General features: G+C 45.8%; 18 protein-coding genes. 15 read left to right on the top strand and 3 right to left on the bottom strand.

Annotated features, from left to right (window positions below; all coding sequences use genetic code 11):
• The first annotated feature begins 1 nt into the window (after position 1).
• The 6 genes from aroE to M662_RS12260 are packed head-to-tail and all read left to right on the top strand — an operon-like array spanning position 2 to position 3402.
• Entirely contained in the window at positions 2-838 is an 837-nt protein-coding gene (aroE, locus tag M662_RS12285; RefSeq protein WP_008638333.1) for a shikimate dehydrogenase, read from the top strand.
• Between the two features lies 1 nt (position 839).
• Positions 840-1130, top strand: a complete 291-nt coding sequence (gene yhbY / locus M662_RS12280) for a ribosome assembly RNA-binding protein YhbY (protein WP_026577189.1) — start codon at positions 840-842, stop codon at positions 1128-1130.
• Between the two features lie 12 nt (positions 1131-1142).
• A complete protein-coding gene (locus M662_RS12275) occupies positions 1143-1715 on the top strand; it encodes a nicotinate-nucleotide adenylyltransferase (protein ID WP_026577190.1) in 573 nt (190 codons plus the stop codon).
• Positions 1699-2259 carry a bis(5'-nucleosyl)-tetraphosphatase (symmetrical) YqeK gene (yqeK, locus tag M662_RS12270; RefSeq protein WP_008638327.1) on the top strand — a complete coding sequence of 187 codons (561 nt, stop codon included), beginning with the start codon at positions 1699-1701 and terminating at the stop codon, positions 2257-2259. Before M662_RS12275 ends, yqeK begins: the two co-directional genes overlap by 17 nt.
• A 50-nt stretch (positions 2260-2309) precedes the next feature.
• A complete protein-coding gene (rsfS, locus tag M662_RS12265) occupies positions 2310-2663 on the top strand; it encodes a ribosome silencing factor (RefSeq protein WP_008638324.1) in 354 nt (117 codons plus the stop codon).
• A 16-nt stretch (positions 2664-2679) separates the two neighbouring features.
• A complete protein-coding gene (locus tag M662_RS12260) occupies positions 2680-3402 on the top strand; it encodes a class I SAM-dependent DNA methyltransferase (RefSeq protein WP_051348853.1) in 723 nt (240 codons plus the stop codon).
• A gap of 233 nt (positions 3403-3635) precedes the next feature.
• Here the strand turns inward: M662_RS12260 and comER are convergent, their stop codons facing one another.
• Complete coding sequence (gene comER, locus M662_RS12255) at positions 3636-4448, bottom strand: late competence protein ComER (RefSeq protein WP_008638321.1); 813 nt, start codon at positions 4446-4448, stop codon at positions 3636-3638.
• 76 nt (positions 4449-4524) lie between these two features.
• Here comER and M662_RS12250 point away from each other — a divergent pair, with 76 nt between their 5' ends.
• The 3 genes from M662_RS12250 (at position 4525) to M662_RS12240 (ending at position 7971) form a co-directional block, all read left to right on the top strand.
• Positions 4525-5100, top strand: coding sequence for a helix-hairpin-helix domain-containing protein (locus M662_RS12250; RefSeq protein WP_026577192.1), 576 nt, complete (start codon positions 4525-4527; stop codon positions 5098-5100).
• 64 nt (positions 5101-5164) lie between these two features.
• Positions 5165-5719 carry a ComE operon protein 2 gene (locus M662_RS12245; protein ID WP_008638315.1) on the top strand — a complete coding sequence of 185 codons (555 nt, stop codon included), beginning with the start codon at positions 5165-5167 and terminating at the stop codon, positions 5717-5719.
• A gap of 101 nt (positions 5720-5820) precedes the next feature.
• Positions 5821-7971 (top strand): DNA internalization-related competence protein ComEC/Rec2, encoded by a 2151-nt coding sequence (locus tag M662_RS12240; protein WP_162129294.1) that lies wholly within the window; start codon positions 5821-5823, stop codon positions 7969-7971.
• Between the two features lie 40 nt (positions 7972-8011).
• Here M662_RS12240 and M662_RS12235 read toward each other — a convergent pair whose 3' ends face one another.
• Positions 8012-8146 carry a YqzM family protein gene (locus M662_RS12235; protein ID WP_008638311.1) on the bottom strand — a complete coding sequence of 45 codons (135 nt, stop codon included), beginning with the start codon at positions 8144-8146 and terminating at the stop codon, positions 8012-8014.
• A gap of 343 nt (positions 8147-8489) precedes the next feature.
• Between M662_RS12235 and holA the strand changes: the two genes are divergently transcribed.
• Positions 8490-9503 carry a DNA polymerase III subunit delta gene (gene holA, locus M662_RS12230; RefSeq protein WP_026577193.1) on the top strand — a complete coding sequence of 338 codons (1014 nt, stop codon included), beginning with the start codon at positions 8490-8492 and terminating at the stop codon, positions 9501-9503.
• 245 nt (positions 9504-9748) lie between these two features.
• On the opposite strand, the gene rpsT is transcribed toward holA, so the two are convergent.
• Positions 9749-10009 carry a 30S ribosomal protein S20 gene (rpsT, locus tag M662_RS12225; RefSeq protein ID WP_008638309.1) on the bottom strand — a complete coding sequence of 87 codons (261 nt, stop codon included), beginning with the start codon at positions 10007-10009 and terminating at the stop codon, positions 9749-9751.
• Between the two features lie 161 nt (positions 10010-10170).
• Between rpsT and gpr the strand changes: the two genes are divergently transcribed.
• The 5 genes from gpr (at position 10171) to hemW (ending at position 15936) form a co-directional block, all read left to right on the top strand.
• Positions 10171-11262 carry a GPR endopeptidase gene (gene gpr, locus M662_RS12220; RefSeq protein WP_026577194.1) on the top strand — a complete coding sequence of 364 codons (1092 nt, stop codon included), beginning with the start codon at positions 10171-10173 and terminating at the stop codon, positions 11260-11262.
• A gap of 77 nt (positions 11263-11339) precedes the next feature.
• The gene (spoIIP, locus tag M662_RS12215; protein ID WP_026577195.1) at positions 11340-12503 is read left to right on the top strand and encodes a stage II sporulation protein P; all 1164 of its coding nucleotides are present in this window, start codon (positions 11340-11342) and stop codon (positions 12501-12503) included.
• A 16-nt stretch (positions 12504-12519) separates the two neighbouring features.
• Positions 12520-12804: a hypothetical protein gene (locus tag M662_RS12210; RefSeq protein ID WP_008638300.1), complete on the top strand. Its 285-nt coding sequence runs from the start codon at positions 12520-12522 to the stop codon at positions 12802-12804.
• Between the two features lie 101 nt (positions 12805-12905).
• A complete protein-coding gene (gene lepA, locus M662_RS12205) occupies positions 12906-14723 on the top strand; it encodes a translation elongation factor 4 (protein WP_008638299.1) in 1818 nt (605 codons plus the stop codon).
• A 73-nt stretch (positions 14724-14796) separates the two neighbouring features.
• Entirely contained in the window at positions 14797-15936 is a 1140-nt protein-coding gene (hemW, locus tag M662_RS12200) for a radical SAM family heme chaperone HemW (protein WP_008638298.1), read from the top strand.
• Positions 15937-15978 lie beyond the last annotated feature (42 nt).

Below are 15978 nucleotides of genomic sequence, written 5' to 3'. Positions count from 1 at the left end.
TTTGTTGAACTTAGGATTGATTGGACATCCGGTCGGACACTCTTTGTCGCCTTGGATTCATAACCAGCTTATGCAACAGCAAGGTTTAAACGGGGAATATAAACTTTATGATATAGATCCGGAACAATTTGATGAGCGAATGGCATGGCTGAAGACGCAAAATCTTGACGGGTTTAATGTAACCGTTCCTTATAAAGAGAAAATAATAGCACACCTGGACGGCTTGGACACGAGCGCCCGCCACCTTGGAGCGGTCAATACGGTAAAGTGTACGGAAGAGGGCTGGATCGGATATAACACAGACGGAATCGGATTCGTCTATTCTTTGAAGCAGCGCTATCCTGATTTATTCAACGGCAGTGCAAAAGCTCTTCTTCTCGGGAGCGGCGGCGCAGCGCGTGGTATATTCGAAGCATTAATACGCGAAGGGATACGGGAGGTCAACGTATCTAACCGTACCGTAGAACGCGCGGAGAAACTGATCAAGGAGCTGCCGTTTGATGGGAAAGCAGATGCTGTTACTTTAGCGGACGCAGAGCAGACACTCGGCATGTATGATCTGGTTATCCAGACAACTACTGTAGGAATGAGTCCTGAGGAAGACAGCCTTATAATAGCTATGGAACGCTTGACAAAAGGGACGGTTGTGAGCGATATTGTTTATCGTCCTATGAAGACGAAACTGCTGGCAGAAGCAGATAAGAGGGGAGCTCGTCTCCATTTTGGCCATGAAATGCTTTTGCAGCAAGCAGTTTATGCATTTTCCATTTGGACAGGGACCAGTCCCGAGTCCAAGCTGCTGCTTCAAGAGTTCGAACAAAAGTTGAAAGGGGTATAGAATGTTAACAAGTAAACAGAAAAAGCATCTGAGAACAATATCTCATCCGATTCAGCCTATTTTTCAAGTAGGTAAAGCGGGTGTTAATGAAAATATGACCGTTCAAATCAGTGAAGCGCTGGAGAAACGGGAGTTAATTAAAGTGAGTATTCTCCAAAACTGCTTTGAGGATAATCGTCAGGTGGCTGACGAAATTGTAGAAGCAACAGGAGCTGAGCTCGTTCAACTGATTGGAAACACGATTATTTTGTATAAAGAATCCGAAGAAAACAAACAAATCGAACTACCTTAAAGGAGTTTAGATATGAAGAGGATTGGAATACTCGGCGGAACCTTCGATCCACCCCACCTCGGACACTTAACGATGGCCGAGTATGTGTATGAAGAAATGGGCCTCGACGAGGTTTGGTTCATGCCTTCTTATATTCCACCGCACAAGGAAGAGGCTTCTACGGATGCCGATAAGCGGGTGGCCATGGTGGAACGTGCCATCAGCGGCCATCCGGACTTCCGAGTGTGTGATATTGAAAGAAAGCGGGAAGGCACGTCTTATACAGTCGATACCATGCGTGATTTAAAGCGGCTGTATCCGGAAGTCATTTTCTATTTCATTATCGGCGGAGACATGGTAGAACATCTGCCGAAGTGGAACAGGATTGAGGAGTTGGTGGATATCGTCCAGTTTGTAGGGGTGAACCGCCCTGGGTATGAACGCAGCCATGAAATACCCGTCGAATTCGTCGATATCCCATCTGTAGACATTTCTTCGACTGTGATCAGGGAGAGGGTCGCTGCCGGAAAGAGTATCCGCTATATAGTCCCCGAATCCGTCACACAATACATGAAGGAGTATGGTCTATATGAAACTGACTCGTGAACAAGCGCTGGCATATGTGAAACCGTATTTAAAGCCGGAGCGGTATGAACACACAGTAAGGGTGGCGGACACTGCGATTGAGCTTGCTTCCCGTTTCGGAGTGGATAAATCGCAGGCGGAGCTTGCTGCAGCCCTCCACGATTATGCAAAGTATATGCCCAGAAACTTGATGGAGCGCTGGATTAAGCAGGACAGGCGCCTGCCGAAAGACCTGCTGCATTACCACCACGAATTGTGGCACGGACCTGTAGGGGCATTGATGCTGGAACAGGAGCTGGGACTCGAAGATGAGGCGGTTCTTTCGGCGATCACTTACCATACCACAGGAAAGAAACACATGTCTCCATTAGACAAGGTCGTATTTCTGGCTGATTATATAGAACCTGGCCGTAACTTCCCCGGGGTTGATGAAGTGCGGGAAATTGCAGAAACTAATCTGGAGCAAGCATGTGCCCTTGCCTTGAAGAATACCATCGTATTTCTAATTAGTAAGGAAAGGACCGTTTATCCGGACACGTTTCATGCATATAATGATTTAATCTAACTTTTATTCTTAAAGGATAAAAGTTATGGAGGATTAAGGGAGGAAACTCATTGGAAAGCAAAGAACTAGTGACACTGGCCGCACAGGCCTGTGACGAAAAAAGAGCAAACGACATTGTCGTACTAGATATGGCCGAAGTATCGCTGATTGCCGATTATTTTCTGATCTGTGAGGGATCAAATGAACGTCAAGTGCAGGCGATTGCAAGGGAATTGAAAAACCAGGCCGAAGAGCAAGGGATCGAAGTGAAAAGAATGGAAGGTTTTGAGCAGGCGCGTTGGATACTGGTGGATCTGAATGACGTTGTTTGTCACATTTTCCACAAAGATGAACGCCACTATTATAACCTCGAAAGACTATGGGGAGATGCGGATACTGTTCCTGTAGAAGGGATCGGCAGTTAAAGTGAGCTATAGGGAGATGGCGCAAGTATATGATCGTCTGATGGAGGATGCTCCTTATGACCGCTGGGTTGAATTCACGGATCGTATGCTGAAGAAATTCCATCCGAAAGCTGCAGCCATTATTGATCTGGGTTGTGGAACCGGTGAAATCACCCATCGCCTTCACAAACGTGGATACCATATGACGGGCATCGATCTTTCTTCCGATATGCTGACCATTGCTCAGCAAAAGGATCCAAAGGCTCCGATTGCCTGGCATAGGCAGGATATGACATCCTTGAGTGGCTTCCATGATGTAGATTGTATCATCAGTTACTGTGATGTTATCAACTACGTAACAGAAGAGGATGCGGTAAAGGATTCTTTCCGCCATATTCACGAAGCTCTTGGTAAGGATGGTCTATTCTTGTTTGATGTTCATTCTATAGAGCATATTCAACAAGACCTTTTAGGTGCCACATTTGCCGAAGTGTATGACGATTTATCTTATGTATGGTTTTGTGATCCTGGTGAAAAAGAGAACAGCTTCGTCCATGATTTGACGTTCTTCGTTCAGACGAATGGTTTGTATAATCGTTTTGATGAAGTTCACTACCAACAGGGGTACCAGACAGAAGATTTGGCAACCTGGCTCAAAGATGCAGGCTTTCTTTTGAAAGGCATTTATGCCGACTTTCGTAAACAGCCTTCACAAGAAGGAGATAGGCTTCTGTTCGTTTGTCAAAAGGAAAGCAAATGATATCTATAGGAGGAACTCCTCTAAATGGGGACCATTCCACTGAGGCATCTGCCTTAATAAATTTTAGCCGAGGCGTTTTTTTCTGAAAAATAAACGTTCTATGTTAAGGAAGCTAAGTCTGTTGATCATATATGATTGGAAGTTGAAGTTGCTCCACAGCCTGCAAAGAGTCCGATTTTTAGTCGGACTCTTTTTTTTTGCAGGAAACAGGCAGCTTTTGTCGAATACGTTATTTAGCTTAAATCAATTGTTGCTTTATCCTCTTTATGCTTCTTCTGGGTTGCTTCAAACATCTTTTGAAACAAAGGACCTATATTGTCTTCCAACGCCTGAAGTCCTTCTCCGGTAACCCCGCCCTTCACGGTCACTTTGGCCATCAGCTCTTCAAGGGTCATCACCTTTTGGGAGAGCAGCTCTCCAAGTCCCACCACCATTTCTTCGGTCAATGCCGTCGCTTTATCTTCCGGCAGGCCGGCAACTTCTCCTGCTGCCTTAATCCAATTACTAAGTAAATAACTGATGAAGGCTGGACCGCACGAAACGATATCGGAAGAGACTCTGATATGTTCTTCTTGGATATCTATCGGCGTGGAAATGTTTTCAAATAATTTTTCTAACAGAGCACGGTTGGATGCTGTCACTCTGTCGCTGAATGTGAACAGACTTACTCCTGCCAGTGCGTGATTTGTGATCGAAGGGACGATTCTTGCGACCTGACACGGAGTCACCTCTTCCAGCTGTGAAACAGAGACCGGGCTTGTAATGGAAATGAGGCATTGCTGTTCGCTCCATCCTGCTTTTAAGGCATCCAACACATCCTTGTAGTTATGCGGTTTCACACAAAGGAATACGATATCGCTGTTCTTCTGAAGGGCCGCTAAATTTTCCGCCACCTGAATGGTTGGGAATTGATCTTTTAATGCGTCCGCTTTTGCCGGCGTCCGGTTGAATATGGTAATGTCTTTTTCTGCGACCGCACCACTTCTAATAAAACTGGTTACCAGCAGATTTCCCATGTTTCCAGTTCCGATGATTCCTATATTCAAATGGAATCCCTCCCTTTATCCTTATCTAATTATCCATATTCTCCAAAATCAAATATATGAAAGGAGGTCCACTGCCATGACCAAATGGAAAAGGTACCTATGGCTGGGAGCCCCTCTCTTGATCATTCTTCTTCTTTACTGGCGGGAATCGATGTCACCTACACCGGCAGCGGTAGAGAAAGTGGAAGCTAAACACGAAGAGGAAGCAGAGGCGAAGCAAGAAGAGACTGCAACGTTCCGTGTGGATGTAAAGGGAGAAGTGAGCAAGCCGGGCGTATATGTCGTCCGCCCGGGAATGCGGGTGGACGATGTAATTCGTGAGGCGGGCGGTATGACGGAATTTGCAGACCCGCTTCAGGTGAATTTAGCACAGATCCTCCAGGACGAGATGGTCGTTTTGGTACCGAGTGCTGCTGAAGAAGCGGCCGTACCCGGTCCGAGTGCTTCAGCGGTGGGAGAGAAGCTGGCCGTCAATCAAGCGACTGCGGCGGAAATGGAGACACTACCGGGAATTGGTCCTTCTAAGGCTGAGGCGATCATCCAATACAGGGAAGAGAACGGCCCTTTTGCATCTGTTGATGATCTAGTGAATGTACCCGGGATAGGAGAGAAGACCCTTGAGAATATGAGGGACAGTATAAGGGCTCCTTGATCGTTTGACGACCGGTGTTTCGGGAGAGTAAACTGAAGGAGAATAAATAGGAGGAGTACATAAAATGGAACGGATTACTTGGAATCAATATTTCATGTCCCAGAGTTACTTGCTGAAGTCTCGAAGCACTTGTCAGCGGCTCGCCGTCGGGGCAGTCATTGTTAGAGATAAACGAATGATCGCAGGAGGATATAACGGCAGCGTATCAGGCGGTGTCCATTGTATCGATGAAGGGTGCTATGTGGTGGACGGCCATTGTGTACGTACCATTCATGCAGAAATGAACGCCCTTCTTCAATGTGCCAAGTTCGGTGTTGCAACGGAAAATGCAGAAATTTACGTCACTCACTTTCCGTGCCTTCACTGTACAAAAGCCATCATTCAAGCTGGTATTCAAGCTGTTTATTATAGTGAAGACTATAAGAATGATCCTTATGCGGTCGAAATGCTTCAGCAGGCAGGTGTACGCATTCAGAAAGTCGCTATTGAACGGGAGCCGATGCACGTGGAGCATCAACAGCTCATGGTTGAACTTCTCGACAAACTGGAACATTATGAAGATCCTGACGTCCAACATTTGAGAAAAAAGGCGGACGAACTCTTCCGTTATTCTGAATGATGTGGAAGGGGATATGGCATGTCCCCGTCCTGGCCTTCGTGCTTGGCGGGGTAACTGCTATACAAAGCATCGCGATTCAACTTGTAATGGGTTTCCTTGTTGTGGTGTGGCTGTTCATCCATAGAAAACAAACCTACTGGTGTTTTATCCTCGCCTCTTTTTTTATCCTCGGCTGGTCCTACCTCCCTCTCCCTGAGTCTCCTCCCTTTGAAGCGGAAAAAGCGCGGAGTTTTCAAGGGACGCTCTCCTCAAATAGAACAGAAACGAGCCATACCTATCAGACAATAATTAAAACTTCCGATGGTACCGGATTTATTCTCCGTCTGTTTAAAGAGGAGGAAGGGCCTGTACCTGATTGGCCGCATGGAGCCTCGTGTGTTGGTGTCGGTGATGTTGAACAAATAGAAGGAGCTAGAAATCCCGGTAATTTTGATTATAAGAATTACATGGCTTCCAAAGGGGTATATCAACAAATCACACTTGCCTCGCTTAGTGACGTGGAGTGTGAAGGGCAATCTTTTCTAAGTTATTTGTTTGAATTCAGAAAAAATATGATGGATGCTTTAGAGGAGCAGGTAGAACCTTCGTTATATCCTTGGATGAGGGCGCTTCTCTTCGGGGATTCACGGGAGCTTCCGGAGGATACCTTGTTCTGGTTTCGGAAATTTAACCTGGCTCATGTTCTCGCGATTTCCGGTCTGCATGTCGGATTGACCGTCGGGGGCATGTATCTCGTTCTTTTCCGAAGCGGGGTGGCAACACGACGTCAAGCCTCTCTGTTCCTTATGTTCTTCCTGCCTTTCTATATCGTTTTTGCTGGATCGGCGCCTTCGGTCATCCGAGCAGGATCGATGGCACTCGTTCTTCTTCTTTTTTCCTTTTTAAAAATACGGATTCCGTTATCAGACCTCCTGTCCGTGACGGCGTTCGTTCTTCTTCTCCTTAATCCTTCCTACTTCCACCATATCGGTTTTCAATTTTCCTTTCTGGTTACATTCAGTCTCATTCTGTCGTTGCCCATTCTTAAACAATACTCGAATGCTGTTCTCCAATCGGCCGTTATCAGCCTCATCAGTCAATTATCGATCCTATCCCTTCAAGTACACTACTTCTACGAATTCCAGCCGCTCTCCTTATTTGTGAATACCGTCTTGGTTCCCTACTTCTCTTTTGTATTTATTCCACTTCTTTTTCTCGTCTTTGCCTGCAGTTTTCTGCTGCCGCAAACAGCTGGACCCTTCTCTTCTTTTGTCTTTCAGTTGCATGAATACGTTATGGACGTGTCCAAAGGAGTGACTTCCTATATGGATATCCCCTGGGTAATCGGTGCTGTTCCTTCTTCTGTGATCCTGCTCTATAGCACATGCTTCATCCTTATGGTTATATGCTGGTCGAAAAAGAAACGGATTACAGCCTTTCTGGCTGCTTGTGGAGCGGTGGGGGTGCTGATGATATACAGTGCGATTCCTTATTTCTCTGACAAGGGTGCTGTAACCATGCTGGATGTCGGCCAGGGGGACTCTTTTATCATAGAGCTTCCCTACAGAAGCGGTGTATTGATGATTGATGCAGCTGGTCCGCTGACTTTTCAAAAAGCAGGGGATGAAACAGCCAAGCAGATTATCCTGCCCTTTCTTAAATCCCGGGGCATCCATCAGCTGGATGCGTTGATTGTTACTCATGAGGATCAGGATCATAGTGGGAGTGTTTTCCCGTTGTTTCGAGAAATGCAGATTGGACAGCTTGTGGTCAGTCCTTTTTATGAAGGGGAGACGATAGCTGATAAGACAGAGGTGATAGAAGCGGGTGACGTGTTGGAAATCGGATCGTATCGTTTTGAAGTGCTTCACCCGAATGAGGATCAGAACGATGCGAATCGTAACTCTTTAGTTCTTGCTTCCGAACTGGGTGGTAAGCGGTGGCTTTTTACAGGAGATGTTCCGCTGGAGGTAGAGGACGAAATTCTGTCCGGTCATCCCGATATTCATACGGACGTATTGAAAGTTGGTCATCATGGAAGTCGTACATCTACTTCCGAATCCTTTCTAGAACAACTATCCGTGGAATATGCATGGATTTCCGTCGGACGGAATAATCGCTACGGCCATCCCCATGAGGAAGTGACGCAGAGGCTGGAGGAGAGAGGGACGGTGATCTTCCGTACGGACCTTCATGGAGCGGTAAGCTATATTTTTTCCGGGCAAAGTGGAACATTTAGGACCTATCTTCCGTATAATGCGAGCAGAGAATAAAAAAAGACTGCCGTTACAGCAGCCTTCCTGACACAAATGGTCATTGTCCGAGGATGGAAAATACCACACCTATGAAGAAGATGACGAAGAAGAAAACAAAGGAAAACACAAACCCTAATCCAGAATCAATGACGTCGTTCGTCTTAGATTGTATGTCGTTCTTAAATTCGTTCATTGTTACCCCTCCTCTTATCTACATCCAGTATAGTCCAAGATAAGGAAAAAATCTACATTCCTTGAAAACAGTCAAGAATCATTCCCACAGCTAGCAAGACTTGTCACAGATAATTCTTTTGGAAGCGGTCAAACTAAACGCAAGAGAGGAACAACATCGTCCTCTTCAAAAGCGCCCGGGGCTTTTGGAATGGCGTTTATATAGATGGAACATACGGCGATACGGTTCACTGTTTTGACAGATGTCCGAAACGGGCATAAAATGGTGACACCGGCACCCGACAGGGGTCGCCGTATCTTTTTTTCATGGAAATGGAAACATAAAAGGAAGGTTAGCCACTATTATGGTCAAAGTAAAACAATCACAGGTATATTTATTATATGGAGAAGAATCCTACCTCATTCAGGAATATAAGAATAAAATTATTGGACAGACACTGAAAAAGGAAGATCAGGAATTCAATATTTCGCAATACGATCTGGAAGAGACACCGATTGAGGATGCGGTCACAGATGCAGAAACGTTTCCTTTCCTCGGAGACGGCAAAGTTGTCATTGCCAATCATCCTGGATTTCTAAAGGCAAAACCGGATAAACTGCCTTTTGAACATGATGTGGATACGCTGTTGTCCTATATTGAAAACCCCGCGGATTATTCGGTGTTGATCTTGATTGCTCCTTATGAAAAACTGGATGAACGTAAAAAAATCTTTAAGCAGCTGAAGAAGCACGGCGAGGTTATCTCTTGTCAGCCGGTTAAAGAGTGGGACATGGATAAATGGATTCAAACACTAGCCGGGGAATTACATATTACCGTACCGGAATCGATCCACGAGCTTTTCACACAGGAAATCGGAGCAAATTTGATGGCGCTGCGAATGGAAATGGAGAAGCTCGCATTGAATGTCGGGGAGGGCGGCGTCGTAACCAAAGAATTGGCGGAAGAGCTCTTATCCCACAGTGCCGAAGCATCAGGATTAAAGCTGGTGGATGCGGTAATGGAACGAGACCTTGGAAGGGCGATCCGTATTTATAAGGATTTGGAGAAGTTGAACGAGGAGCCTATTGCATTGACGGCGCTTCTTGCTTCCCAGTTTCGGATCATCAACCAGGCAAAAGTATTGAAGCAGAAAGGATACGCCCAAAACCAAATGAAATCTTACATCAAGGCGCATCCATATGTACTTAAAATGGCTTTGAAGCGGGAGAAGTTCTTCACAAATGAGGAATTAAATCAAATAATGGAGCAGCTTGCGGAAACGGATCATACGCTTAAACAGGGAATGATGGACAAATCTCTGGCCTTTGAGATGCTTCTATATAAGATGATTAACATCAAACAAGGTCATGCTGTATAAAATAGGGGAAATTGTGATTAAGGGGAAAGGCCGCCGTCTCCGGGAAATGGTTGCATCGTATAGCTGTTACAGCTTTTGCTGAAGCGGGAGATCTTTATTTATGTGGTAGGAGTTAAAAAAATCACTGGTTCTCTTAAATATGTAGTTTGAAGAAGCCCTCCCGGAATACCGGGAGGGCTTCTTCATGAGAAAAACGATCCGTTCATAAGAAGGATCGTTTGTGTTGGTCATAAATAACAAATTAATTATAATGCGTTAACTAATTTAGTTAGGCGAGATTTCTTACGGTTTCCTGTGTTTTTATGAAGGGCACCGCGTTGCACTGCTTTGTCAATTTTCTTGACAGCTGTAGGAAGTGCTGTTTTCGCGTTGTCAGTATCTTTCGCTTGTACAAGCGTTTCAACACGCTTGACAGCAGTACGCATGTCAGATTTGAAAGCTGCGTTCAAAGCACGAGCATCGCTGTTAACACGTACACGTTTTTTCGCTGATTTAATGTTAGGCATAGTTTCACCTCCTAGGTAAAAACAAAAAGACTCATTCATATCGAACAAGAGACATTTTACCAGAGCGGGACGTGCTTTTCAATACTTATATGCATCTGTTGGAGGATTTGCATAGGATCCCGTCCATTGGGAGAACATGGATATAAGGAGGTTGAAGCGTAATGGATGAACAAATACCTTATACACTGCGTACCGATTTAGCTTTGGAAGCCCACGAAATGAACGTAGATAATGACCCCTCATCGACGGATGATGATGGTGTTCAGGTCAAAGAAGAAGAAGCGGATGATATTAAAATCACCTACGTCACCATTGATCAAAAAGGAGCGGATCGAATCGGAAAGAAAGCAGGGCACTACGTCACCCTTGAATCGCTGGCGATTCGTAAGCAGGATACGGCTATGCAGGTGCGCCTGGCTAAGACGCTTTCTGCCCAGATCAGACAACTGCTCCTTGAATGCGGCATTAGTGAAATGGACAGAGGTTTAATTGTCGGTCTTGGCAACCATAATGTCACGCCGGATGCTCTCGGACCGCTTGTCACAGAGGAGGTGCTCGTAACGAGTCATCTGTTCGAACTTCATCCCGAAACGGTTTCTGAAGGATACAGACCTGTTTCAGCCGTTACACCGGGAGTCATGGGTGTGACCGGGATTGAAACGAGTGATATGGTACACGGAATCATTGAAGAAATTAAACCGGATTTCGTGCTGGTCATTGATGCTCTCGCATCCAGATCCATTAACCGAATCAATGCTACCATCCAATTATCTGATACGGGTATTCATCCGGGTTCCGGTGTAGGAAACAAACGAAAGGAAATCAGTAAGGAAACGTACGGTATTCCTGTCTTATCTATTGGTGTACCAACCGTTGTGGACGCGGTTACCATCACAAACGATACGATTGATTATGTATTGAAACATTTCGGAAGAGAATGGAAAGAGAAAGACAGACCTTCTAACGCTTTGTCCCCTGCAATGAATCCATTCGAGAGAAAATCGCTGACGGACGAAGACCATCCGAATGAAGAACAGAGCAAAGCACTCCTCGGCATGTTTGGAGAGCTGGAACACGAAGAGAAAAAGCAGTTGATTAAAGAAGTTCTAACCCCTCTTGGTCACAACTTGATGGTCACTCCGAAAGAGGTGGACAGTTTCATTGTGGACATGGCTCACGTCATTGCCACCGGTATCAACGGCGCCCTCCATTCCGGGATAGAGGATGGAGAAGCAGAATCTTTTTCCAGATAAATTCAATAGAGACAGGTTCTATTAAATCCCTCTCATTCATACCATCTACTAGATAGAGTATGAGGAGAGGATTTTTAATGTCTCAATACCCGAAGAAGTGGAAAGGGAAAGAACCGGGCTATATGAAACAGGTAACAAGGTGGACGATCGTCTCCATCACGGTCTTGATTTTACTCTTTATTGGTATTGGAATTCTGACAGGAGCGAAGACGACTTACCGTTTGTATTCCGATACAATCCAGGAATGGACGACTAAGTTGGAAGGGAGTTCTTTTCTTTATCTATTTGAGATGGAGAACAAATCGTATAAAGAAGCGCATCCGGAAGGGAACAGGATTCCCGGGCTTGGAACCCTTTCTTTTCAATTGTTCACCAGTCTCACTCCTAACGATCCACGCAGCCTGCTCGGAAGAGAGATACCCGGCCTGTCTTCTTATAACAGTCAGATTATCATAGCGGGGGAAGGAACCGATTTTTCCAACCTGCCGATCGAATCCGAGCCGCCGGATGAAGTGAAGGAACGGGGCGAAGAAGGTGTGGTCGAGGAGGATCAAGGAAAGGACCAGCAGCAGGAAGAACAGGAGGAAACCCCGGTAGGCGAGGATAAGGTTTACATCTATCATACGCATAATACAGAGTCTTTCTATCCTCACCTGCCTGATGAATCAACCAGCTACGATGGCAAAGTCAACATTACACTGATCGGAGACAGGCTTGGAGAGAGCCTTGAAAAACAAGGGATTGGCACCATAGTAGATAAAACGGACGTTGCAGCAATAAGAAGTGAAAAAGGGTTGGAGTATTATCAATCTTACGACGCTGTCCGCCCTGTAGTGGAGGAAGCCATCGGTCAAAATAAGGGCCTCACGTATTTCTTCGATCTTCACAGGGACAGTATCGGAGGGGAGCATACGACAACGACGATCGAAGGGAAAAAATATGCAAGGTTCGCTTTCGTGATCGGAGCCGAACACCCTAATTATGAACAGAACTTGAAATTTGCCTCCGCCCTCCACCAACGCCTCGAAAAAGAATACCCGGGAATCAGCCGTGGTGTAATTACGAAGAAGGGATCAGGAGTGGACGGTGTGTATAACCAGGACCTTAACCCGAACGCTATTTTAATTGAGTTTGGAGGAGTGGATAATCACTTGGAGGAATTATACCGGTCTGCAGATATTCTGGCAGAGGTGTTCGGTGAATATTATTTCGAAGATCAGAAAGTGGACACACCATCTTGAACAAGGAGGTCCTAGTGTGAAGGCGATATTAGCTGTGATCTTGATAGCTGCTTCCTTCTTGTTCGGGGCTTTGACAGGGATCGATCGTAACAATCTTAAGGAACCGGAAGAGAAAATCGTAACCAGTGAGCAGGCAGAATCGGCGTCCGCCGTCTCTTCTGCCGGGCTCTCCTGTGAAGTCGGCCCCCAAGAGACGGATATTCCTTGGATTGCCAAACTTGCAGGAGCTATAGGGGAGGGTGTAGCGATTTGTTTCCATGCTGTCATTCTTGTTTTTTCAGGAATCATTCAAAGCGGTTAGCTCTTTAAAAGGGAACAGCTTTATGGTTTAGATTGAATAATGCCCTTTGTATTGCTATAATCAAGCTAGATATTTGTGCCGAATTTCAGTAGGAGTGATTTATGTTGACAACACAATCGAAACAAGAAAGGGTACGCAACTTTTCGATCATCGCCCATATTGACCACGGGAAATCGACGCTTGCTGACCGAATTTTAGAAAAAACAAACGCCCTTACCCAAAGGGAAATGAAAGAACAGTTCCTTGATGCGATGGATCTGGAAAGGGAACGCGGAATTACGATTAAGCTGAATGCCGTTCAGCTGAACTATAATGCTAATGACGGGCTTGACTATACCTTTCATTTAATCGATACACCAGGACACGTCGACTTTACATACGAAGTGTCAAGAAGCCTTGCTGCCTGTGAAGGTGCCATTCTTGTAGTAGATGCCGCACAAGGGATTGAAGCGCAGACGCTTGCAAACGTCTACCTTGCATTGGAGAACGATCTGGAAATTATCCCGGTCATCAACAAAATCGACCTTCCAGGTGCGGACCCGGAACGGATAAAACAAGAAATCGAAGACGTTATCGGCATTGATGCGTCGGATGCAATCCTCGCTTCTGCAAAAGAAGGAATCGGGATTGATGAAATTCTGGAACGGATCGTAACGGATATTCCTGCTCCGGAAGGTAATGCGAACGACCCGACGAAGGCGCTTATCTTTGATTCTTTATATGACTCTTATCGTGGAGTCGTTGCGTACACATGTGTGCGGGAAGGATCTATTAAGCTTGGTGATAAGATTAAAATGATGGCTACTGGTAAAGAGTTCGAAGTTAATGAACTCGGTGTTTTCCGCCCTACACCGACGCCATTGAAAGAATTGAATGTCGGGGACGTCGGGTACCTCTCTGCATCCATCAAAAACATCGGCGACAGCCGCGTCGGTGACACGATTACTTTAGCCAACAATCCTGCTGCCAATCCGCTGCCGGGATATAAAAAGATGAACCCGATGGTGTTCTGCGGGATGTACCCGGTGGATGCCAGTAAATACAACGATCTCCGTGACGCACTTGAGCGTCTGGAGTTGAATGATTCTTCCCTCCAGTTCGAGCCGGAGACCTCCCAGGCACTCGGTTTCGGTTTCCGGTGTGGTTTCCTTGGTATGCTCCATATGGAAATCATTCAGGAACGGATTGAAAGAGAATATAAAATCGATTTAATAACGACTGCTCCGAGCGTTATCTATAAAGTCCGCATGACGGATGGCTCCGAAATGGACGTGGACAACCCATCCATGATGCCGGATAACCAGAAATTAGAGGAAGTGCAGGAGCCCTATGTGAAGGCGAGCATCATGGTGCCGAATGATTACGTAGGTCCTGTCATGGAGATCTGTCAGAGAAAACGCGGGAATTTCATGGATATGCAGTATCTCGATGATAATCGTGTCAATGTCGTCTATGAGATTCCGTTGTCAGAAATCGTTTATGACTTCTTCGATTCCTTGAAATCCCAGACGAAAGGTTATGCATCTTTTGACTATGAATTGATCGGTTATCGTTCTTCCAACCTTGTGAAGATGGATATTCTTCTTAACGGGGACACAATCGATGCCTTGTCCTTTATCGTCCACCGCGACTTCGCTTATGAGCGAGGGAAGCTGATTGCCGATAAACTGAAGAAACTTATTCCGAGACAACAGTTTGAAGTCCCTGTTCAGGCTGCTATCGGCAACAAAGTCGTTGCGCGTACGACAATCAAGGCCATGCGCAAAAACGTTTTGTCCAAGTGTTACGGGGGAGACATTTCGAGGAAGCGTAAGCTCCTTGAGAAACAGAAGGAAGGGAAAAAGCGCATGAAGATGGTCGGCTCTGTAGAAGTGCCGCAGGAAGCGTTTATGTCCGTCCTTGATTTGAATGAAGACTAAAAAGGTGCGAAAGAAGCAAACCGCAGGAGATTTTCTCTTGCGGTTTTCCTTATGAAAGGTGGAAACACATCCAATGACTATATCATCCGCTTATATACACATCCCGTTCTGTCAGCAGATCTGCCACTACTGTGATTTTACGAAGTTTTTCTATAATGAGCGTTTAGCTGATGAATATCTTATTGCTCTTGAAAAAGAGATTCACACATACATTCCGAGCGGAAAGGCAAGTGTGCGTACCATTTTCGTCGGAGGCGGGACCCCGACGGCGGTAAACCATCAGCAATTGGAAAAGTTATTGAAAATGATCGACGCCCATTTCGATGTCGCCGGTTGTGAGGAATATACATTTGAGGCGAACCCGGGCGATTTGGATATGGAGAAAGTCCGGCTCTTGAAAGCCTATGGAGTCAACCGCATTTCCCTCGGTGTTCAAGTGTTCGATGATGATATGCTGGAAAAGATCGGCCGTGTCCATAAAGTGAAAGATGTCTATACAAACATCGACAGACTTTTGAGCGGCGGGTTGTCGAATATAAGCATCGACCTCATGTACGCCCTGCCGGGTCAGACGGTCGAGGATTTTAATAAAACCATTGACGAAGCCCTGCAGTTCGGGCTTCCGCATTACTCCTCTTATTCGTTGCAAATTGAACCGAAAACGGTGTTTTATCAAAGGTACAAAAAGGGTAAGCTCTCCAAGGCTCCGGAGGAACGCGAAGCTGAAATGTATGAGCTGCTGCAGCGCAGGCTTGCTGATGCAGGAGCAGTCCAATATGAGATCAGCAACTTCGCAAAGCCGGGGTTTGAAAGCAAGCATAACTTGACATACTGGGATAATGCTTATTATTACGGAATAGGTGCCGGGGCACATGGATACATGCCCGGCAAGCGTACCATCAATATTCGTCCGCTTCCTGCCTATGTTAAGCAGGCGATGGAAAACGGGAAACCTGTCCTTCACGAGGAACCGATAACGAGAAAAGAAATGATGGAAGAAGAGATGTTTCTCGGCCTTAGGAAAACGCAGGGGGTAAAAGTGGAACGTTTCAAAGAAAAGTATGATCAGCCAATAGTCGATGTGTTCGGGCAGGCGATTTCAGCGATGAAGGACCGCCGGTTAATGGAGGAAGAACAAGGATACCTCCGCCTGACTCCAAAAGGTCGCATCCTCGGCAATGAAGTATTCCAGGAATTTTTATTAGATGACTGAAAAAACCGAGCTTAACCGTTGACATGGGAAAGTCCTTTTGAT

The sequence above is a fragment of the Bacillus sp. SB49 genome (genome assembly GCF_000469135.2).
GTDB lineage: Bacteria > Bacillota > Bacilli > Bacillales > Halobacillaceae > Halobacillus.
This window is presented reverse-complemented; position numbering and strand designations above follow the sequence as displayed.

What these genes read in the sequence shown, in the direction of transcription:
- yhbY (WP_026577189.1), top strand. Translation starts at nt 840, where the DNA reads ATGTTAACAAGTAAACAGAAAAAGCATCTGAGAACAATATCTCATCCG.
- M662_RS12275 (WP_026577190.1), top strand. Translation starts at nt 1,143, where the DNA reads ATGAAGAGGATTGGAATACTCGGCGGAACCTTCGATCCACCCCACCTC.
- yqeK (WP_008638327.1), top strand. Translation starts at nt 1,699, where the DNA reads ATGAAACTGACTCGTGAACAAGCGCTGGCATATGTGAAACCGTATTTA.
- M662_RS12260 (WP_051348853.1), top strand. Translation starts at nt 2,680, where the DNA reads ATGGCGCAAGTATATGATCGTCTGATGGAGGATGCTCCTTATGACCGC.
- M662_RS12250 (WP_026577192.1), top strand. Translation starts at nt 4,525, where the DNA reads ATGACCAAATGGAAAAGGTACCTATGGCTGGGAGCCCCTCTCTTGATC.
- M662_RS12245 (WP_008638315.1), top strand. Translation starts at nt 5,165, where the DNA reads ATGGAACGGATTACTTGGAATCAATATTTCATGTCCCAGAGTTACTTG.
- M662_RS12235 (WP_008638311.1), bottom strand. Translation starts at nt 8,146, where the DNA reads ATGAACGAATTTAAGAACGACATACAATCTAAGACGAACGACGTCATT.
- holA (WP_026577193.1), top strand. Translation starts at nt 8,490, where the DNA reads ATGGTCAAAGTAAAACAATCACAGGTATATTTATTATATGGAGAAGAA.
- rpsT (WP_008638309.1), bottom strand. Translation starts at nt 10,009, where the DNA reads ATGCCTAACATTAAATCAGCGAAAAAACGTGTACGTGTTAACAGCGAT.
- gpr (WP_026577194.1), top strand. Translation starts at nt 10,171, where the DNA reads ATGGATGAACAAATACCTTATACACTGCGTACCGATTTAGCTTTGGAA.
- spoIIP (WP_026577195.1), top strand. Translation starts at nt 11,340, where the DNA reads ATGTCTCAATACCCGAAGAAGTGGAAAGGGAAAGAACCGGGCTATATG.
- lepA (WP_008638299.1), top strand. Translation starts at nt 12,906, where the DNA reads ATGTTGACAACACAATCGAAACAAGAAAGGGTACGCAACTTTTCGATC.
- hemW (WP_008638298.1), top strand. Translation starts at nt 14,797, where the DNA reads ATGACTATATCATCCGCTTATATACACATCCCGTTCTGTCAGCAGATC.